Source organism: Paenibacillus sp. 8b26, from assembly GCF_050626875.1.
Classification (GTDB): Bacteria; Bacillota; Bacilli; order Paenibacillales; family Paenibacillaceae; genus Paenibacillus.
This window is the reverse complement of the sequence record NZ_CP192445.1, coordinates 5,733,762-5,754,023: the sequence shown is the minus strand read 5'-3', so window position 1 is coordinate 5,754,023 and position 20,262 is coordinate 5,733,762. Positions and strand designations below refer to the sequence as shown.

Below are 20,262 nucleotides of genomic sequence, written 5' to 3'. Positions count from 1 at the left end.
GTGTTGTTTCCTCCGCTATTTAGTTATTCAGGCATTGTTATGAATCCGTATTGGAGCCCAGCCGTGCTGCTAATTTCTAACCCGTCTTGCACGATGAATCCAGCCCAAAGAAAATAAGGCAAGCGCAAGTGCCAACACAGACAACAACATCCAATATTGCGGGTAAGTAGGAACAATGCTTGCAACCAGCGGGTCCATAATGCCACTATTCACATTTTTAATGTGGTATTGATATTGTGAAGATGTACTTGTAGTTTCCAGCAAGCCTGTCGGTAAAATACCCGTATCCATGACAGGTGCCGCCTGAGGAGGATTTTCTTGAGAGGAGCTTCCATTCCAGTTCAAAAACAAAAAGCTACACAAAAATACCGCCAAAAAGCCGGCGATCCATACGGACATATACTTACGGGCTGCCGGGTTCACACGCGCACGCCGATGCTCGCCGGGAACAAGCCACGGTGACTCTTCATAAATTCGATCCATGACCCTGCGATTCATAGATTCCGCCTGCTCATCTGTTATCTCAAAGGAAATATCACGAATAGAGGATCGACTTTCTTTTGACAAATTCCACTCATTTTCTTCCGAACCATGCTCCCATCCGGCAGACGAGCTTTTGGCCCGTCTGCGCTCCGAGTCTTGTTTCGATACATTTTTGCCTGTAGCGAACAAATCCTCAGCGTCCCTGGATTTCATTGGCTGCTCATCCCTTCGTTTTCCTCATAGAGAGGCTCAAAAAAATAAGGCTCCAACTGCGTCTTCACACTGGTTCTGGCCCGGAAAAGCAACGATTTCACCGCACTGACCGTCTGCCCCAAAATCGTAGCAATCTCCTGATAATCCAATTGCTCGTATTCGCGCAAAATCAGCGCAGACCGCTGCTTCTCTGGCAATCTGTTGATCGCTTCACGAACCATCTCTACCTTCTCGCCGCGAAGGACGGCCTGCTCTGGAATCACATCCAATGGAGCAACCGGCACATAACCGCTCTCCTCCAATGGAACCTGACCGCTACGATGCTTGCGAAGCTCGCTCAGCACCGTATTACGTGCAATCGTATATAACCATGTGGAGAACGATGCATCTACCTCGCGAAAAGAGTGCAGGCTCCGGTACGCTTTATAAAACGTCTCCGAGCATAAGTCCTCAGCGATCATTTCCAGGTTCGAACTTTTCAGCATATGATAAACAAAAGCTAAAATTTTACGTTGGTGCCGCCTCATTAATTCTGAATATACCTCAACATTACCTTGTTTGATTTCCTGAATCATCTGGGAATCTGTCATCATCCGAGTGAGACCCTCCTCGCCCATACATGTGCTGTTCTCCCATTCGATTCTGTCTATATATACCGAACAGGCCAAAAAAAGTTGCGCACTCTGCGCAAATGGATGAAACAGCATCATGGAACATTTATTTTTTTCTTACCCTATGTAGTGCCAACAATAACGGTGCTATCCCCAACATTTCTCAACATCCAAAATGGACTTACCCATTGTACCACAAAATAGTCGTCAGTAAAAAAGTCCAAAATCCCCATGATTTCCATCATAGGCTACGTAACGCTAGCAGCTGTTTCCGATATACGGCATTTCCGACCTATTTTAAGTTTTTTCAAGATAAAGTGACATAACCTTGAGTCCATCCCTTTTGAATACGCTGGTAAGAATAATTATCCAAAAGAAAACGCTTTAAAAAAACATTGACAAAATGAAAACGTATACATATAATAAAAGTACAGTATGGTTTCTCTCCACTCCTATCCTACTCAGCTACTCCATAAGAGCAGCTACCACCCGGGGCTTTACCCGGGTGGTCTTTTTTTGTTGATCAGGAAAATAAAAGCCTCAGCTCACTTATTTCCTCCAGAAGCCCGCCCAATTTTTCGGTTAACAACCAGACCACCTTTCTTTTACTTCATTCATCTTAATAAAATCAGCCTACTGCCGTTCGGCAAAACAAAAACGGGCGAAAGAAATCCCCGCCCGCCTGCTGTTAGTTTTATTTCTTACTACTACTTCACTCCCAGAAAGTGCGGTGATTTTAAGGCGGTCCGTAGCGCAGCGGTCCATTTGAATCTGAAGAAGCGTAGCGTTCGCCTTTGCCTCCGGATTTTCCCCTTTGAACATATAATCAGAAAAATCCGGAGGCAACAGCGATCGTAAGATCAAATGGAACGCGAAGCGGCTCGACCTCCCTTAACCAAACACACACACTTTCCTTTTCTATACCACCACTTTATAACTCATTGAATCCAGCAGTGCCTTGGCGCGCTCCCAGTCCCGTTCTTGGCGGAAGGAAAGCCGCATAATACCGGGAACATCCTCCCGGCTTTCGATGATTTGCATATTGCTCAGGTTAATGCTGTTGTCCCCCAGCTCTGTTGCAATTCGGCCGATAATCCCCGGGGTATCCGGTACATCAATATACAGATCAAACGTTGAGACGATGACACCTTTGCGGCGTTCCGGCAGCTCACTGCGGAAATGCCCCGCCATCAAAAACTCGTCAGCAATTCCCTCTCCGTCTTGTATTCTCAGTAAATGGGTAAAACGCTCAATCTGCCCGTTCCACTCTTCCAGCAGACCTAGCAAAACATCACGATTGCTCAGCAAAATGTCCCGCCATACAATCGGATCACTGGAAGCAATTCGCGTAATATCGCGGAAGCCGCCGGCAGCCAGCGTACGGTACAACGGATTTTCGTCATTGTGCTTGCGCACCTGATTCACCAGCGCTGCTGCAATAATATGCGGAAGATGGCTGATCGCCCCGACAATGTCATCGTGCATATCAGGCTGGACACGCACAACCTGGGCTCCTGTGTATTTCAACAGACGCTCCAGCGAACTGTATGCTTCCTCAGGCACACCCTCTGCCGGGGAAAGTACATAGTAGGCATTCTCAAACAACAATGCGGAAGCAGCCTTCACACCGGAACGCTCCGAGCCGGCCATCGGATGGCCACCGATAAAATAAGCATTACGTAAAGAGATTTCTGACGCTTTTTTGGCAATTGACGATTTTGTACTGCCTACATCAGTAATAATGCAACCCTCTTTAAGCGGCAGCCTGCTTAACAACTCCAAGTAATGCTCCAGTAAGCCGACAGGTACGCATAAAAAAATAAAATCGGCGTCCTCTGCCGCCTCTTCAACCGAAAGAGTCACGGTGTCCACGACACCACGGCTCAACATCGGCTCCATCAGTTTGGGAAGATGAGCATGACCGACAACGGTAATGCCCGGCTTCCCTTTAAAACAAAGCGCAAGGGACCCACCAATCAGTCCCACGCCGAAAATGGCAATCTTCATCAATTATCAAATCCCATCTGCGGAAATTATAGACGCGCTTTCGCCGCTTCCGCCCCCAGGACCTGTTCCAGCGCACGGATAAACCACTCATTTTGCGGCTGTGATCCAACCGACACCCTAATGTATGTCGGATACTTGTAATGACCAGCGCGAATAATTACGCCTTTTTGAAGCAACTCCTGAAATACCTCACCCGACGGGCGACGTACATTCAGCATAATAAAGTTTCCATGTGCCGGAAAAGATTCCAGTCCAAGGCGCTTCAACTCATTTTGCAAATAGGCTCTGCCCTCTGCGTTGCGGTCACGGCATTCCTGCACAAAATCCTGATCTTCCAACGCCGCAATCGCTGCAGCCTGTGCTACCCGTGAAGTATTGAACGGCTCACGAACCTGATTAATCATACGGATCGTTGCCGCAGTCCCCATTCCGTATCCGATGCGAAGCGATGCTAGGCCATAGATTTTGGAGAAGGTGCGTAATACAAGCAGATTTTCATAGGCCGGTAACAAACGAATACCGTCTGGATACGTGCTGTCTGTCACAAACTCGAAATACGCCTCATCCAGCACGACCAAAACATGCTTTGGTACTCGATCCAAAAATGCGATCAGCTCTGCTTCAGGTACAATCGTGCCTGTCGGGTTGTTCGGATTACAGATCCAGATCATTTTCGTACGGTCGTTAATCTGAAACAACATGGCTTCCAGATCATGTACCCCGTCACGCAAAGGCACCTCAACAGCAACCGCTCCCTCAATCTCCACATTGCTCTTGTACACAGAGAAGGTCTGATCGGCCATTATGCTTTCTTCCCCAGGAAGAAGAAAAGCACGCGTAATCAACGCAATAATCTCGTCAGAGCCACAGCCATAAATAAACTGATCCTCTTTCAAGCCCGTATGTTTAGCCAGCGCCTGTGTTAAAGCTACCGCGCTGCCGTCAGGATATACACTAATGTTCGCAAATTCCTCCTGAATGGCTTGTAATACTTTGGGAGAACTGCCGTACGGATTTTCATTCGAGGCGAGCTTAATCACTTCATCAAGTCCCAGCTCGCGCTTCACATCTTCAATCGGTTTACCAGGCTGATATACCGGCAAATGTACAATATGCGGTTTAGGTCGCATGCCCCTACCTCCTCTAATCCATTCAAAACTAAATTTGCTGCTTTCTATATTAACGCCAGTTTACTGCTTTAATTGTGCCACAAAATTGCGAATTTGGAAAAGCCCTTCTTCTCTGCGCGCAGAATCGTCCAGCAACGGGATGGCTTCCTCCACCTGACGCACAATGGCACTTCCGACGACAACTCCATCGCAAATGTCCGAAAAACGAATTACCTGCTCCCGGGTGGAGATACCGAACCCAACCGCTACCGGAATATCCGTATGCCGCTTGACCTGCGCGATGAAGCCCTCTATACCCTCAAAAAAGGAAGCTCTTTCCCCGGTCACCCCAAGGGAGGATACACAGTATACAAATCCGCGTGCTTGACGAACAATTCGTTCAATCCGCTGTTCAGAAGTTGGAGCCACCAACGGAATCAGATGTACACCAACCTCTGCCGCCCGTCCTCCCAGCTCTTCTGCTTCCTCAAGTGGAAGATCGGGAATAATCAGGCCGCTGATGCCATGCTTTTGCAAGCCTGCAAAGAAAGCATCCATGCCCATCTGCAACACAGGATTATAATACGTGAACAAAATAAAAGGCAGGCTTGATCCCGCCGCCCGGGCCAAAGAAGCCGTCTCCATACACGTGCGGATCGAGATTTGCCGTTTCAACGCACGCTCAGACGCACGCTGAATGACAGGTCCGTCAGCCAGCGGGTCCGAATATGGCACGCCCAGCTCCAATATATCGGCTCCGGCCGACTCCAGTTGCCGAATGATTTCTACCGTCGTGTCGACATCCGGATCGCCTACCGTCAAGAAAGGAATTAATGCCGTTTTACCTTCATTTCTGAGGCGTCCAAACACCTGATCAATTAAATTCATGACGGATTTCCTCCCAAATGCTTAATAATGGAGTCCACATCTTTGTCACCGCGACCCGATAAACAGATAACAATAATATCATCCGCCGTCAAGGTAGGTGCCAGTTTAACGACCTGCGCGACTGCATGTGCCGACTCCAATGCCGGAAGAATACCTTCCGTGCGGCATAACAATTGGAGAGCATCCAGCGCTTCCTGATCGGTAATCGGAACATACTTGGCCCGCTCGGTATCCTTCAAATACGAATGCTCCGGTCCAACCCCCGGATAGTCCAATCCCGCCGAGATGGAATGCGCAGGCTGTACCTGTCCATATTCATCCTGAAGCAGATAGCTCATTGAGCCTTGGAAGACACCTTGCGTTCCCTTGCTCATCGTTGCTGCATGAAATTCCGTTTCCACGCCTTTTCCAGCCGCCTCGACCCCAAGCAAAGCAACCTCGTGATCCTCGATAAATGGATAGAACATACCGATGGCATTACTTCCACCACCAATCGCCGCTACCACGACATCTGGAAGTCTGCCTTCTTTTTCGAGAATTTGACGGCGGGTTTCGTCGCCAATGACACGCTGGAAGTTGCGCACCATCATTGGATACGGATGTGGTCCGACCGCCGAGCCCAAAATATAGAACGTATCATGGACATGGCTCACCCAATACCGCAGAGATTCATTCCCGGCATCCTTGAGTGTACGTGTGCCCGATGTAACCGGAATGACCTCTGCACCCAACAGTTGCATACGGAATACATTTAGCTGCTGACGTACGGTATCCTCTTCTCCCATAAACACCTTACACTCCAGTCCGAGCAATGCCGCGACGGTCGCCGTTGCAACACCATGCTGACCTGCGCCTGTTTCTGCAATGACCTTCTGCTTACCCATACGCTTCGCCAGCAGTCCCTGCGCCAGCGCATTATTAATTTTGTGGGCTCCGGTATGGTTCAGGTCTTCACGTTTCAAGTAAATTTTAGCCTTGCCCAAATGCTGACTCAGACGCTCTGCATAATAGAGAGGCGTTTCCCGGCCCGAATAATCCTTTAGCAGTCCGTTCAGCTCAGCGTTAAAATCAGGATCATCCGCATACTTCCGGTAGGATTTCTCCAATTCAATCAGCGCGTTCATCAACGTTTCCGGTACAAAACGTCCGCCAAATGTTCCAAAACGTCCGTTGTTATCAGGTAATTGTGTCATGTCTGCTTCACCCTTTCTACGAATGCTGTGATTTTTGCAATGTCCTTGACTCCATCCGTCTCTACACCGCTGGACACATCCAGCCCTTCGGGATGATACTCGGTAACCAGCTTTTCCGCATTATCGGCAGTCAGCCCGCCGGCTACAAACAAAGGAATTCCATGTTGTTGGGTCCAGGTCTGATAGGCAGGAATCCGATCCCACGCAAACGTTTTGCCGGAACCGCCACCATACAGGGGATCATATGTATCCAGCAATAAAGCGTCAATCGTCCCGACATAGGCATCCAATTCGTCTGTCGGGCATTCTGTCTCACCCTTCACCGTCTGCCCTTTACTGTCCACAGACCATGCCTTGAATACCTGTAAGCCAAAACGCTCCCTGATCTCCCGGCAGCGCTGCGGACTCTCCTGCCCGTGCAACTGAATGACATCCAGTGGTGCTTTCTCCATGACATCATTTAACAGTGCATCATCGGGGTTCACAAATACGCCCACGCTGCGCGGTCTGCTGCCTGGGGTCCATTCATCCAATACGCGAAGCAGCTCTCCAGCCTGCGCGCCGTCAATCCGGCGCTTGCTGTCGGCAAACACAAAACCTATATAATCGACCGGTAAGTTTACCATAGATTTTAGCACTTCAACGCTTTGAAGTCCACAAATTTTTACGCCCGTTTTATTCATGCTCTAACCCCGTCCATCAAATCGGCTACAGCCTGTCCTACATCATCCTTGCGCATCAGATGCTCCCCTACCAGGATGCCGTGTGCACCTACCGAATGTAAATACTTTACATCTTCGGGTCCGGCAATGCCGCTTTCGCTAATAAACGTAACTCCTTTAGGAATCAGTGAGATCAGCTCCTCTGTCGTCTGGAGGCGGGTTTCAAATGTCCGCAAATTTCGGTTGTTCACGCCAATCAAGGTAGCTGTCCCCAGATCCAGCACAGCTTTAAGCTCCTCACTGTCATGCACCTCTACCAATGCGTCCAGCCCCAGGTTCTTGGCAATCTGTAAAAATGACCCCAAAACACGTGGCTCCAGTATAGCCGCAATCAACAGCACCGCATCCGCTCCCAGCAGACGAGCTTCATAAATTTGCCGTTCATCAATGATAAAATCCTTGCGCAGCAGCGGAATCTTTACCTGTTCACGAATTTGGTGCAAATATTCAGGACTCCCCTGAAAGTACGTCACATCCGTCAAGACAGAAATACAATCGGCTCCTGCTTCCTCATATGCCCGTGCAATGTCCACCGGATGAAAATCCGGTCGGATCAACCCTTTGGAGGGGGAAGCCTTCTTCACTTCGGCAATCAGTCCGAGCGGACGGTTGCGCCGCAGAGCTATAGCATCCTCGAACCCTCTCGTCGCGGGTAAATCGGCAACCAATCGTTCGGCTTCACTGATTTGAAAATACTCCTTAAGCTGCTCCACTTCTTGTCGCTTCGTCACTACAATTCGATCAAGATACATATTGATATTCCCCCGTTGCCTGTATTAATTGATCCAGCTTGGACAGGGCCAGCCCCGAGTCAATAGCTTCAGCCGCCCGTGCTACTCCGTCCGTTAAGGTAGCTGCTGCGCCCGATACATAGATGCACGCGCCGGCATTCGCTAACACGACGTCCCGATAAGCTCCCCGCTCCCCGTTCAAAATCCGACCTATAATGTCGGCGTTAACCTGGGCGTCCCCACCCAGCACTTCATCGAGACGGTACGTCTGTAAACCCAGATCCGACGGGTTAAGTTCAAACGTATGAACCTGACCATCCTTCAGCTCAGATACCCGTGTCGGTGCCGAAATGCTGATTTCATCCAATCCGTCCAGACTGCTGACGACCATGGCCCGCTTGGAGCCGAGTCGATTCAGCACCTCAGCGATCACTTCCGTTTTTCCCGCGTCATAAATGCCCAGCAACTGGCGATCCGCACCTGCCGGATTCGTCAAGGGACCGAGCATGTTAAACACCGTTCGTACTCCAAGCTCCCTGCGTGGAGCGGCAGCATACTTCATAGACGGATGGTACAACTGCGCAAATAAAAAGCAGATGCCGATACGATCCAGACATGACCGCGCCTGATCACTCGTCAAATGGATATTGACCCCTAGGGCCTCCAGCACATCGGCGCTCCCAGCACGTCCGCTTGCAGAGCGATTGCCATGCTTCGCTACGCGTACAGATACCGAAGCCGCAATAATAGCGGATATCGTGGAAATATTAAACTTGTGAATACCCGAACCTCCGGTTCCACATGTGTCCAGCAAATGGGTATCACCTTCTCCGATTTGCACCGGACTGGCATAGCTGCGCATAGCTTCGGCAAATCCGGTGATTTCATCTACCGTCTCCCCCTTGATGCGCAGAGCCGTCAGCAGCCCACCAATTTGCGCCTGCGTGGCACTCCCACTCATAATCTGTTCCATCACGCCGCGGGCCTCCGTACGTGAAAGATGCTGTCCCTCAATGACCCGGCTTAACCCCACTTGCATCATGTCATGTCGTTCCATCGTCGTCTCCTCCTCAAAATCAGATTTTTGTATGTTACGGAGTGTACAAATAATCCTGGTTGATGACGCTGTTGTAGGGCTGTACCGTCGCCGGGAACATCGCTTCAGCCGTGCGGATCGCTTTCAGCATCGCCTTGGCCTTGTTCACCGTCTCCTGATATTCGCTTTCCGGAACCGAGTCCCACACAATCCCTGCACCCGCCTGAACATAGGCCCGGTTCTTTTTAAACACAATCGTACGAATCGTAATGCAAGTATCCATATTGCCCGAGAAGCCCAAATATCCGATGGCTCCTGCATACGGACCGCGCGCTTCCCGCTCCAGCTCGGCAATAATCTCCATCGCCCGCAGCTTCGGAGCCCCCGATACCGTGCCCGCTGGCAGGCAAGACAGGAACGCATCGAAGAAATCTTTATCCTCGCGCAGCTTACCCGATACATTGGATACAATGTGCATCACGTGGGAATAGCGTTCAATTTCCATAAACGTATCGCATTTGACCGTACCGAACTGAGATACACGTCCCAGATCATTTCTTCCCAAATCGACCAGCATCAGATGCTCGGCACGTTCTTTTTCATCCTTCAGCAGCTCTTCAACGAGCGCTATATCTTCTGTTTCCGTCACGCCACGCGGCCTCGTTCCGGCAATAGGACGGGTTTCCACCCGGCCGTTTTCCACTTTGACGAGCGCCTCCGGCGAAGTGCCCACGATGATCTCGTCATCCATTTTCAAATAATACATATAAGGAGACGGGTTCATCGTGCGCAGCACGCGGTATACCTGTAAAGGAGAGGCATCTGTATCGATGTGAAAGCGCTGGGATAGCACGACTTGAAAAATATCGCCTGAGCGGATATATTCCTTTGCCTGCTCCACGTTTGAAATAAACTGCTCCTTCGTCACATTCGATTGAATCTCACCCAGTTCCACATCATCAGGAATCGAGGCTGCTCCCAATGTCTCTGGCGGTGTCTGCTTACGCAGGTACTGCGCCGTTGCTTCCAGCTTGCGTTCCACCTCGGCATAAGCAGCGCGGATGTCCTCATCACTGTAGCCTTCGCCTACATGAACATTGCCGACCAGCAAAATTTGCTGTTTCACGTGGTCAAAAACGATAACTTGATCACAGAACATAAAACGAATATCATCCATATTCAAATCATCTACTGCATGTTCTGGCAGTTTTTCATAGTATTGCAGCAAATCATATCCAAAAAATCCGATGGCTCCGCCTGTAAATGGAGGCATCTCTTTCAGCTTCGGGCTACGGTACTTGCGAAGCAACGCCTTGAGCGCTTCAAGCGGCTTGTCGTTTAATATTTGTCGCTTACCATGCTGCTCCAGGATTAAACGGCCTTTTTTGCCGGAAACCATCAGGAACGGGTCCGTCCCGATGAATGAATGTCGCGCCCACTGCTCGCCTCCTTCTACACTCTCCAGCAGAAAGGCCCGGTCCCGCTCAGCGTACCGACGGAAAATCCGGATCGGCGTCTCCATATCGGCCAGCACTTTTTTGTACACAGGAATCAGGTTAAATTCATTCGCCATCGTTATCACTTGCTCCACATGCGGCGTTAACATGAGATCACTTCCTTTCCAATTTGGCGCAGAACTCAAAGGAGAGAACATAAAAAAGCCTCTACCCGGAAGGTAGAGGCTGTCAGTTATTGAAATTATAAGAATGCTACCATATGCAAAATGACTACAGCAAATATACAAAGTATACACTCATCCCTTTGCATAACCTGGGTTACTTCAAATAAGCCTCTCCGTCTAGGAAGGTTCTCCATGGACAAAAGCTTACCCGCTACCGCTGGTCTCTGTAATCTTCATATGGAATTGGCTCAACTGCACTCTTCTCATCTCAACTCTGGCTAACTCTACTCAACTCTGCTACACACACTATATCTCATACGATGTTACTTTGGCAACCATCAACTTTAAAAACAGGCGATTACTTCCCTTGGGAAGCCAAATCCGGTCTTAGCGCCTGCGCTCCGTTCAAATAAACATGTTTGATTTCCCGCTGTGTTTTAACGGTATTCACCTGTACCATCAAACGGATGCATTTTGGCAAGCTGCCCTCGACGGGAATTTCCAACGAACACATAAGCGGAACCATATCCCAACCGTCTAGCTGGCGGATCGCCTTCGCCGGGAAAGTAGCATTCAGATCGTGGGTCACCGTAATCCATACGTTGCTAATATCCTCCGGCTGCACTTCATTGTAGGACACAATTTCCTCCAACAGAAGACATGTGGCTTCCAAAATTTCGTTTTCATCATTGTTCGCTACGGTCGTCGCCCCACGAATTCCACGATTGTACATCGTTACGCCTCCTCTTTTAGCTGTTCAATTACTTGTCGGATGTAAGAGACGGAAATATCCTTCACTACCTCCACGCGCCCGATGTTGCGTGGGACGACAAAAGTAATACTGCCTTCCTTAAACTTTTTGTCATGCATCATAGCTTCCAGCAGACGATCCGTTTCGAGATGAGCGGGAAGAGAAGTCGGTAGACGAAGCGAAGCCAGCATATCCCTTGTTTCTGTTACCAATGAAGGATCTGCCCCCAGCTTCACACCCAGAAGTGCAGAACCGACCATACCAATAGAAATCGCTTCCCCGTGTAAAAACTCACCATACCCCGCAATCGCCTCTATTGCATGACCAATAGTGTGACCAAGGTTTAGAATAGCACGTAAATCGTTTTCACGTTCATCGCGCGACACCACTTCGGCTTTCACGGAGCATCCCTTTTCCAGACCGTACTCCAGAGCTGCCGCATCCAAAGCCAGCAAGTCAGCCGCATAATCGCGGCACCAGTGGGCAAAATCAGCATCCCAGATCAAGCCATGCTTGATCATTTCAGCAAGCCCGGCGGATACCTCTCGCGGAGGTAATGTAGACAACGTATCCACGTCATACAATACCAATTCCGGCTGATGGAAGGCTCCTATCATATTCTTCGCCAAAGGATGATTGATGCCTACCTTGCCGCCCACGCTACTGTCATGCGCAAGGATTGTAGTTGGAATCTGTACGAACTTGACGCCTCTCATAAAAGAAGCCGCCACAAATCCTGCCAGATCGCCCACTACACCACCACCAAGTGCAATAACGGCTGAATTGCGGTCCAAACCGCCCTCGATAGCTGCTGTAATCACCTGCTCATACACAGCAAGCGATTTGGACTTTTCGCCCGGCTTGACGACGATGGAAACCGTCTTGTATCCTGCTGCCTGAAGGTTGCTCTCCAGTGTTGCCAAATAAAAAGCTGCTACATTTTCATCAGAGACAATCAACAATGGACTTTTTTGCGCAATTCCTCGTCCGCTCAACAACGCTCCTGCCCGATGTAACAGTCCACGTTCGATATGAATGGGATAGGAACGTTCTCCAAGTTGTACCGTCAGCGTACTCATCTTAGTACCGTCCCAGTTGTTCTTCGTAGGATGCAATGTTCGCACGGATCTCTTCAATCGAATCCCCGCCGAATTTTTCAAGCAAAGCCTTCGCAATCTCCCAAGCTACGACATGCTCCATGACTACGCTTGCCGCTGGTACAGCACACGCATCCGAACGCTCAACCTGAGCGGTGAACGCTTCCTTCGTATCAATATCGACGCTTTGCAGCGGCTTGTACAGCGTCGGGATCGGCTTCATCACGCCACGAACCACGACAGGCATTCCGTTGGTCATGCCACCCTCAAAACCGCCCAAACGATTGGTACGGCGGTGATATCCACGTTCCTCATCATGCAGGATCTCATCATGCACCTGCGAACCGCGCAGCTCTCCAGCTTCAAAGCCGATACCGATTTCCACGCCTTTGAACGCATTAATGGACATAACTCCTTGGGCAATGCGTGCATCCAGCTTCCGATCATACTGTACATGACTGCCCAGACCGATTGGAACACCTTCCACGATACATTCCACTACGCCACCAACCGAATCGCCTTCTTGCTTGATAAGGTCAATGTAGGCTTCCATTTTCTTTTCGGTTTCCGGATCGGTTACTCTCACTGAAGAAGCTTCTGTCACGGCAATCAGCTCGTCAATCGGCAATTCGCGGTGAGGTGCCTCGATTTCTCCAATGCGGATAACCTGACCAGCCACCTTGATTCCAAACTCTGCCAGCAATTGACGGGCCAAACCGCCGCAGGCAACACGAATTGCCGTCTCACGGGCACTGGAACGTTCCAGCACGTTGCGCAGATCCTTCAGATTGTATTTCATTCCGCCGTTCAAATCTGCATGACCCGGACGCGGACGGTGAACCCGGCGCTTTTCCTCGTCACTGCCTTCAATAGGCTCAATATTCATAATGTTCTGCCAATGCTTCCAATCGTTGTTTTCCACAATCAGAGCAATCGGCGCACCTGTAGTATACCCGTGACGAACGCCTCCGGCAATGTTGGCCGTATCCATTTCAATCTGCATACGCCGACCCCGTCCATACCCCTTCTGACGACGGTGTAGCTGAAAATTCAATTCTTCAAAATCCAATTTTAAATTGCTCGGCATGCCCTCTACAATCGCAGTAAGCTGGGGACCATGCGTTTCCCCCGCGGTTAAGTAACGTAAACTCATGACGCGTTCCCCCTTTAAACTGTTAAACTGTGCATCGCTAAAATCTTTAACTGTGCTTCATTATAGTATACGCACCTTTCTTTGACAAGAAAAGCCACGAGAGTGCAGATAAACAAAAAAACACGCCCTTTGGTCAAAGCCAAAGGACGTGCGCTCCTGATAAGCCAATAGCCAACGTATCCATTGTTAGAACTCAACGAGCTACGAACAATGGGCTGTGTGTGCGGGCTTATGCTTTTTTACGATAAAAAAAGGTTTCCGTCGATTCCAGACCATATTGGTTTGGAGAAAAAATTTGCTCTGTACTGCCGACAAACAGCACGCCGCCGGGACGAAGACTGGCTGCAAACTTCTGGTACAGCTTATGTTTGGCCTCTTCCGTAAAATAAATCATGACATTACGGCAGATAATGAGATCGTAGCCGTCCTCAAACCGATCCAGCAGCAAATTTTGCTTTTGAAATTTCACAGCCTGCTTCAAACGATCATCAATTCGATACATCGCACCATCCGGCTTGAAATACTTACTAGCTACCTGTTCAGGCACATCCTTGAGCGAACGCTCCAAATATCTGCCTTCCTTGGCCTTAGCCAATGCGCCGTCATCAATGTCAGAGGCCGTAATGGAGCAATTTCCCAAAATTCCCTTGCCGTCCAGTACCATAGCCAAGCTGTACGGCTCCTCGCCAGTCGAGCAGGCAGCACTCCACAGCTTGAGCTTCTGCTTACCTGCAAGCAGCTGTGGCAAAATCGTATCCCGCAGCACTTCCCACCGATTGGGATTACGCCAAAACTCTGAAACATTGATCGTCATCCGATCCAGAAATTCATAGAACAGGGGCTTTTCTTTCATCATGGCATCATAAAAAGAAACAAAACTGGGAAACCCGTTTTTGTTGCGAAGCGTAGTTAACCGCCTTTTCATCTGTGCTTCCTTGTATTGTGCAAGATCAATACCTGTGCTGTCCTTGATTTTGCGGATAAACGCTGTGTAATCGGGGTCCGTCTGACCCAGTTCCATATCCGTCATGCTACCATCCTTCTTCATACGAGATTATACTTACACCCAGGTCGCCACACTTTTTTCGTACCGAACCGATTCCTCCGGCGTGAAAAAATTCGCAATCTCGCGCTCCGCGCTCTCCGGTGAATCTGAACCGTGAATGAGGTTAAACGGTGTATGTGCAGCAAAGTCTCCCCGGATCGTGCCCGGAAGAGCCTCTGTCACTTGTGTTTTACCAATCAACAGGCGAGACAGGGTAACGATGTTATCCCCTTCCCAAACCATGGCGAATACAGGGCCAGAAGTGATAAAGCCTACAAGCTCTTCAAAAAAAGGCTTGCCCACATGCTCCGCATAATGCCGTTCCGCCTGTTCTCTAGATACCTGCACAAGTTTGCCAGCCGTCATTTTGAAGCCTTTGTCCTCCAAACGACTAATAATACGTCCAATTAGTCCACGTTGTACTCCATCCGGTTTAACCATCAAAAACGTACGATCCATCGGCTCACTCCCAATCCAATCTAATGTATTTATACAGTACTAATCTGTATTATAACAGAAAGCTTGGAAACGGTTAAAGTATTTTGTCATAGCAAACCCAAAACACAACTTTAGTAGGAGCGGCGGGTCACAAAATGAGCAATATCGCGCAGCGTCTTTTTCGTTTTGACATCTGGTAGTAAGTCCAGCGCGTGTAGCGCTTTTTTAATATATCGGTCGGCGAGAATTTCCGCTTTAGCGATTCCTTCACTTTTTTTAATTATATCTACCGCTTTGCGTGCATCTCCCTGCCCGTCCCCGGCCTGAATACGACCGATTTCAGCCAATAGATCGTCGCGCAGCTCAGGCTGTCCAAGCGCATAAATGACCGGAAGCGTAATGTTTCCCTGTCTCATATCACTGCCCGGCGGTTTGCCAATCTTTTTTTCCGTGCCACACAGATCAAGCAAATCATCCTGAATTTGAAAAGCCATCCCCACATTGTAGCCATAAGTATACAAAAGGGAATTTACTCTTTCCCTCGCACCCGCAGCCATAGCTCCCAATTGGCAGCTGACCGCAATCAACAATGCCGTTTTACGACGTATGCGAAGCAAATAATTACGTACACTCTGATCGACATTAAAAAAATCGCGGATTTGTTCCATTTCACCGATGGACATTTGCACCAGCGCCTTGGACAATACCCGGTGAATGTCCGGATTCGGCAGTCCTGCGGCTATCGAAAGCGCACGTGCATATATGTAGTCTCCGGTGTACATGGCCACCCGATTGTCCCATTTGGACTTCACGGTTGGCTGGCCGCGCCTCATCTCCGCATCGTCAATCACATCGTCGTGAACGAGGGAAGCAGAATGAATCAGTTCCAGCGGTACTGCTATGCGTTTGAGCTTGTCCAGATCGTATTCCCCAAACTTGCCTCCCAGCAGCACAAAGACCGGCCGCAAACGCTTGCCTCCCGCCTTGAGCAAATGAAGCGACGTATCATTAATCAACGGCTCCGTGCTGTCGATGCTGCGGTATAGCTCTTCTTCTATGAAGTTCATATCCTTCTTTAATAAACCGAACAAATCCAATCGTTTCATTCTTTCACCCGTGTCAGCGTATTGTCACTCCAGAGAAGCGGCTTCACTCGTCGGTCAAGCAGCCCCAGTTCATGTGCATACTGAAAATAAAGCTCTAAGCCCTTTTGTTCCTTCTCTCCAAAATCATAACACAGATTAGTAAAGTAGCGCTCCCAATAATCCCGCAGGCCCCCAATTTCCTTGCAGGCTTCAGAAATAACAGACGTCAGATCAGACAGACTGCGCTGCTTGCTTGTACGAAATGCATTCGCTACTTCAGTCACCGCATCAGGATTCTGTGTAGCAAAAACACGGCGTACTGCCCATACGGCAAAGGTCATACTGTACCCCGTCCAGCGTTTCCACTCTTCTCCGAGGTCCGTAACGTACAGACCATCACGCCGCCAGGATGCCTTGATCGCGTGATCTCCAATCAACAGCCCCGCATCCGCCTGCTCCAGCATCAGATCCAAATCCGGCTCGCAGTCGAAATAGGAAGGTTGGCCTTCCCACGCCTTCTGCATCAAAATTTTCAATAAATTCACGGATGTAGCAGACGTATTCGTCAACGCAATTGTTCCGTTTTTAATTTCATCCAGCGGCTGGCGTGAGAACAGCAAAATGGATTGCACAGGACCGTCTGCGCTGACAGACAGATCTGGCAACAGCAGCATATCCTCGGCACCGGATGCATAGGCAAAGGAAGACATCGCGCTGATATCCAGATTTCCTTTCAGCATACTGCGGTTCAATTCAGCCGGGACTCTAGAAACCAGCTCCGCCCGATGGAGGAGCTGTGAAGGATTAAAATAATGAAAAATGGGCCAAGCATTGGTATATTTAATTTTTCCGATTGTGATTGTCTTGGTGTCCGGTGTCGGCATCGGAATCCCCCCATCTCGTAAACAGTTGATGTTCGATACGCAAGCTGTCCAATACTTTGCCTACGAGGAACATTACGATATCATCCAGCGTTTTCGGATGAAAGTAAAAAGCCGGCATAGCAGGAATCATTTTGACCCCGAGCCTTGCAAGCTTAAGCATATTTTCCAAATGGATGGCATGCAGCGGCGTCTCACGCGGCACTAGAATTAGCGGACGGCCTTCCTTCAACATCACGTCTGCTGCACGCGCCATGAGATTATCGGACGAGCCATGCGCCACTGCGGACAATGTTCCCATCGAGCAGGGCATGATAACCATCGCGTCCACCAGGTAAGAGCCACTCGCAATCGAAGCGCCAATATCCGTGAACGGATGGTATACAAGAGAACCGGGACGGCCCCCGAATTTGTCATTCAGAGCCCCCTCCCGGTCAGTTACGTTCCAGCCTAATTCCTCTTTCAGTACCCGCCAGCCGGCGTTGGAAACAATCAGGTGAACTGTGTACTGCAAATCCAGCAGTGTTTCTACCAGCCGTACTCCATAAATGCTTCCGCTCGCGCCTGTAATGCCAATAACGATTCGTTTGCCTTGATGGTTGCTCACCTGATTATGATTCATAAGTATTGACGCACCACCAAATCAATCAGTGTAAAAGCAAATACGACCATACTTAGTACACCGTTCATCGTAAAGAACGCCGTCTGCAAACGACTCAGGTCCTTCGGAGATACGATATAGTGCTCATAGAATAAGATAATGTACGAAATAATCATGCCCGCCAGATACCACCAGCTTAAATCTGTAATAAAGAACAGCACAATAAATCCGATCGCCGTAATGACATGGAACGCCCGAGCGATATTAAGGGCACCCGACACACCAAAGCGGGCAGGAATGGAATAAACGCCCTCGTTCTGATCAAAGTCAATATCCTGACAAGCATATATAATGTCAAAGCCAGCCGTCCAAAATGCAATCGTGAGATATAATACGATAGCGATTAAATCGATTTGTCCCGTCACGGCAACCCACGCGCCCAACGGCGCCAATCCGATTGTCAGACCGAGTACGATATGACAAAGCCAAGTAAAACGCTTGGTATAAGAGTAAAAAACAAGCATAAAAAAGGCCAGCGGGAACAGCTTGAACGCCAGCGGACTTAACTTGAACGATGCCCAGAACAACAGTACCAAACTGACGATGATGAAAATCACAACTTCGCTCGACTTGAGCAGCCCCGCCGGAATGGCACGCCCTGCCGTACGCGGATTTTTCCCGTCAATTACACGGTCAATCATGCGATTGAAGCCAAAAGCAGCGCTACGTGCGCCGACCATAGCCAGCAAGATCCATCCGATCTGTGACCATGAAGGAAGCGTGCCTGTCACGACAACTGACCCTAATACAGCCCCCATAAATGCAAATGGGAGCGCAAATAACGTATGTTCAATTTTAATCATTTCCAAAAAAATAGCAATTTTCTTAAACATGCTGACTCTCCTTGATTCCAATATGCAATGCCGCAATGCCTCCAGTGAGAGAATGAGCCTGTACATCCTTTAGTCCGACTTCACGGAAGATGCCAGCCAGCTCATCCCTTCCCGGAAAAAGCGCCAACGAATCAGGGAGCCATTTGTATTGCTCATAACGTTTGGCGAACAATTTGCCGAGCATGGGCAAGATGTGTTTAAAGTATGAATAGTAAATCCCCTTGAACGGCTGCCATGTAGGCTTGGACAATTCCAGACATACGACCTGCCCGCCCGGTTTGACGACACGCTGCATTTCCTCTAAAACGCGGCGCAGATCAGGCACATTACGCAGACCAAAGCCAATCGTTGCGTAGTCAAAAAAATTGTCTTCAAAAGGGAGTTCCATCGCGTTACCCTGAACAAGCGTGATTTGCTTTTCACGGGCTTCCGATGCAATCTTGCGTTCGCCTACATTCAGCATGTTCTGGCTAAAATCCAGTCCTACGATGTGACCACTTTCACTTGCACGCGCCATCGCGAGCGTCCAGTCACATGTACCACAGCATAGGTCGATTGCCGTATCCCCATGGTGCATATTCATTTTTTTCATCGTAAATTTACGCCAAGCCTTATGTCTGCGAAAGCTCAGTATATCGTTCATCAAGTCGTATTTACCTGCGATGCTTTCAAACACGCCGTGAACGAATTGCTCTTTCGGCTTGGTGTCGCTTGATCCCATAACGTTCACCTAACCTTCCCTCACAACCGGGTGTGGACTATTCAGCAGCTTCAGGAAAGGCTCCAGCATGCGTTCGAATTCCTCGATCCCCGTATTTTGATCATCTGACAGGATCTGCCGGATGTGTGTAGCAGCCGTTCGGAGCTTGTCCAGTACAGCGTCCTCGGCCTTGTACTTCAGAACAAGCTTGCGCCATGCATCCACGTCTGGACTATTCTCTGAGAGCAGCTCCCGTTCGTTCTGGTCACCTTTACCGTAAACATGCCAGAACATATATCCGAAACGGGATTTGTCCGGTTCTGCACGCTTGTCCCATTCCTCTGCCAACGTATCACAGAGGGCAAATTCGTTGAGAAGCTGCTCCCAAACTTCCCGATCCTGTTCTGCCACAAGTGAAGTAAAGGATAGAAAAAGCTCCTTTTTAAAACGAACCATATGAGTTAAATACTGTGCCGCATTCAGACGAAAATGCTTCATTTCCCAATACAGGCTCATTTTACCTGCATTCACTTCACACACCGCATCACTCAGCTTCGAAATGGCTGTAATGCGACCTGCCAATGCGAGCAACTGATAAAAACGGCTGCTAAAATAGTCTCCGGCCAACACTTTAAGCTGTCTGGAACGCATTTCCTCCGGACTCCGTATGCCGGATAAAGTATCAATCATATCATGCGTATCCAGCCCCATCTGCACGAGTGAGGTGACCAGTGCGTATAGTTCATCCTCGCTTGTATGTAGCTCCTGCGCATTCCGGTTCAAAAACATAAACAACAGGCGGGTACGGCTGTCAGGAAAAGCCGGCATTTCCGTATGTTGTTGAATCATGTCGTATTCCACATATTTCCTTGCTAATTGGGGTACGCGATACGGTTTCATCCTAAGCCTCCGAGCCATGACTTTCTGGTGTACTCAAATAATTGCAATGCCTTATATTATATCACAATTTAAAATGATTCGCGACTAAAGTAGTGTAGGTCCAA

General features: G+C 49.1%; 21 protein-coding genes. All 21 read right to left on the bottom strand.

Features of this window, described 5'->3' with window-relative positions; all coding sequences use genetic code 11:
• Positions 1 to 69: 69 nt before the first annotated feature.
• The 21 genes from ACQ4MX_RS26765 to ACQ4MX_RS26665 all read right to left on the bottom strand — a co-directional run bounded on the left by ACQ4MX_RS26765 (position 70) and on the right by ACQ4MX_RS26665 (position 20,158).
• Positions 70 to 696, bottom strand: a complete 627-nt coding sequence (locus ACQ4MX_RS26765; protein WP_431088274.1) for an anti-sigma factor — start codon at positions 694 to 696, stop codon at positions 70 to 72.
• On the bottom strand, positions 693 to 1,289 hold the full coding sequence (locus ACQ4MX_RS26760) for an RNA polymerase sigma factor (protein WP_014282079.1): 597 nt from the start codon (positions 1,287 to 1,289) through the stop codon (positions 693 to 695). The genes ACQ4MX_RS26765 and ACQ4MX_RS26760 overlap by 4 nt, the downstream gene beginning before the upstream one ends.
• Before the next feature lie 936 nt (positions 1,290 to 2,225).
• Positions 2,226 to 3,314 (bottom strand): prephenate dehydrogenase, encoded by a 1,089-nt coding sequence (locus tag ACQ4MX_RS26755; protein ID WP_431088272.1) that lies wholly within the window; start codon positions 3,312 to 3,314, stop codon positions 2,226 to 2,228.
• Positions 3,315 to 3,340: 26 nt separating this feature from the next.
• Positions 3,341 to 4,444 carry a histidinol-phosphate transaminase gene (gene hisC / locus ACQ4MX_RS26750; protein WP_431088271.1) on the bottom strand — a complete coding sequence of 368 codons (1,104 nt, stop codon included), beginning with the start codon at positions 4,442 to 4,444 and terminating at the stop codon, positions 3,341 to 3,343.
• A gap of 60 nt (positions 4,445 to 4,504) precedes the next feature.
• On the bottom strand, positions 4,505 to 5,311 hold the full coding sequence (gene trpA, locus ACQ4MX_RS26745; protein WP_431088270.1) for a tryptophan synthase subunit alpha: 807 nt from the start codon (positions 5,309 to 5,311) through the stop codon (positions 4,505 to 4,507).
• Positions 5,308 to 6,504 (bottom strand): tryptophan synthase subunit beta, encoded by a 1,197-nt coding sequence (gene trpB / locus ACQ4MX_RS26740; RefSeq protein ID WP_431088269.1) that lies wholly within the window; start codon positions 6,502 to 6,504, stop codon positions 5,308 to 5,310. The genes trpA and trpB overlap by 4 nt, the downstream gene beginning before the upstream one ends.
• Positions 6,501 to 7,187, bottom strand: coding sequence for a phosphoribosylanthranilate isomerase (locus ACQ4MX_RS26735; RefSeq protein ID WP_431088268.1), 687 nt, complete (start codon positions 7,185 to 7,187; stop codon positions 6,501 to 6,503). Before ACQ4MX_RS26735 ends, trpB begins: the two co-directional genes overlap by 4 nt.
• On the bottom strand, positions 7,184 to 7,978 hold the full coding sequence (gene trpC / locus ACQ4MX_RS26730) for an indole-3-glycerol phosphate synthase TrpC (RefSeq protein ID WP_431088267.1): 795 nt from the start codon (positions 7,976 to 7,978) through the stop codon (positions 7,184 to 7,186). The genes ACQ4MX_RS26735 and trpC overlap by 4 nt, the downstream gene beginning before the upstream one ends.
• On the bottom strand, positions 7,968 to 9,014 hold the full coding sequence (gene trpD / locus ACQ4MX_RS26725) for an anthranilate phosphoribosyltransferase (RefSeq protein WP_431088266.1): 1,047 nt from the start codon (positions 9,012 to 9,014) through the stop codon (positions 7,968 to 7,970). Before trpD ends, trpC begins: the two co-directional genes overlap by 11 nt.
• A 34-nt stretch (positions 9,015 to 9,048) precedes the next feature.
• Positions 9,049 to 10,599, bottom strand: a complete 1,551-nt coding sequence (gene trpE, locus ACQ4MX_RS26720) for an anthranilate synthase component I (RefSeq protein ID WP_431088265.1) — start codon at positions 10,597 to 10,599, stop codon at positions 9,049 to 9,051.
• Between the two features lie 373 nt (positions 10,600 to 10,972).
• Entirely contained in the window at positions 10,973 to 11,347 is a 375-nt protein-coding gene (gene aroH / locus ACQ4MX_RS26715) for a chorismate mutase (protein WP_431088264.1), read from the bottom strand.
• Between the two features lie 2 nt (positions 11,348 to 11,349).
• Entirely contained in the window at positions 11,350 to 12,444 is a 1,095-nt protein-coding gene (gene aroB / locus ACQ4MX_RS26710) for a 3-dehydroquinate synthase (protein ID WP_431088263.1), read from the bottom strand.
• Position 12,445: 1 nt separating this feature from the next.
• On the bottom strand, positions 12,446 to 13,615 hold the full coding sequence (aroC, locus tag ACQ4MX_RS26705; RefSeq protein WP_431088262.1) for a chorismate synthase: 1,170 nt from the start codon (positions 13,613 to 13,615) through the stop codon (positions 12,446 to 12,448).
• A 229-nt stretch (positions 13,616 to 13,844) separates the two neighbouring features.
• Complete coding sequence (locus ACQ4MX_RS26700) at positions 13,845 to 14,645, bottom strand: CheR family methyltransferase (protein WP_014282091.1); 801 nt, start codon at positions 14,643 to 14,645, stop codon at positions 13,845 to 13,847.
• Between the two features lie 30 nt (positions 14,646 to 14,675).
• Positions 14,676 to 15,119: a nucleoside-diphosphate kinase gene (gene ndk, locus ACQ4MX_RS26695; protein WP_025682239.1), complete on the bottom strand. Its 444-nt coding sequence runs from the start codon at positions 15,117 to 15,119 to the stop codon at positions 14,676 to 14,678.
• A gap of 110 nt (positions 15,120 to 15,229) precedes the next feature.
• The gene (locus ACQ4MX_RS26690) at positions 15,230 to 16,204 is read right to left on the bottom strand and encodes a polyprenyl synthetase family protein (RefSeq protein ID WP_431088261.1); all 975 of its coding nucleotides are present in this window, start codon (positions 16,202 to 16,204) and stop codon (positions 15,230 to 15,232) included.
• Positions 16,201 to 17,067, bottom strand: a complete 867-nt coding sequence (locus ACQ4MX_RS26685) for a menaquinone biosynthetic enzyme MqnA/MqnD family protein (RefSeq protein ID WP_431088260.1) — start codon at positions 17,065 to 17,067, stop codon at positions 16,201 to 16,203. The genes ACQ4MX_RS26690 and ACQ4MX_RS26685 overlap by 4 nt, the downstream gene beginning before the upstream one ends.
• Positions 17,024 to 17,686, bottom strand: a complete 663-nt coding sequence (locus ACQ4MX_RS26680) for a UbiX family flavin prenyltransferase (RefSeq protein WP_431088259.1) — start codon at positions 17,684 to 17,686, stop codon at positions 17,024 to 17,026. The genes ACQ4MX_RS26685 and ACQ4MX_RS26680 overlap by 44 nt, the downstream gene beginning before the upstream one ends.
• Positions 17,683 to 18,558 carry a UbiA-like polyprenyltransferase gene (locus tag ACQ4MX_RS26675; RefSeq protein ID WP_431088258.1) on the bottom strand — a complete coding sequence of 292 codons (876 nt, stop codon included), beginning with the start codon at positions 18,556 to 18,558 and terminating at the stop codon, positions 17,683 to 17,685. The genes ACQ4MX_RS26680 and ACQ4MX_RS26675 overlap by 4 nt, the downstream gene beginning before the upstream one ends.
• Complete coding sequence (locus tag ACQ4MX_RS26670; RefSeq protein ID WP_431091420.1) at positions 18,551 to 19,279, bottom strand: demethylmenaquinone methyltransferase; 729 nt, start codon at positions 19,277 to 19,279, stop codon at positions 18,551 to 18,553. Before ACQ4MX_RS26670 ends, ACQ4MX_RS26675 begins: the two co-directional genes overlap by 8 nt.
• A gap of 9 nt (positions 19,280 to 19,288) precedes the next feature.
• On the bottom strand, positions 19,289 to 20,158 hold the full coding sequence (locus ACQ4MX_RS26665; protein ID WP_431088257.1) for a heptaprenyl diphosphate synthase component 1: 870 nt from the start codon (positions 20,156 to 20,158) through the stop codon (positions 19,289 to 19,291).
• Between the last annotated feature and the right edge of the window lie 104 nt (positions 20,159 to 20,262).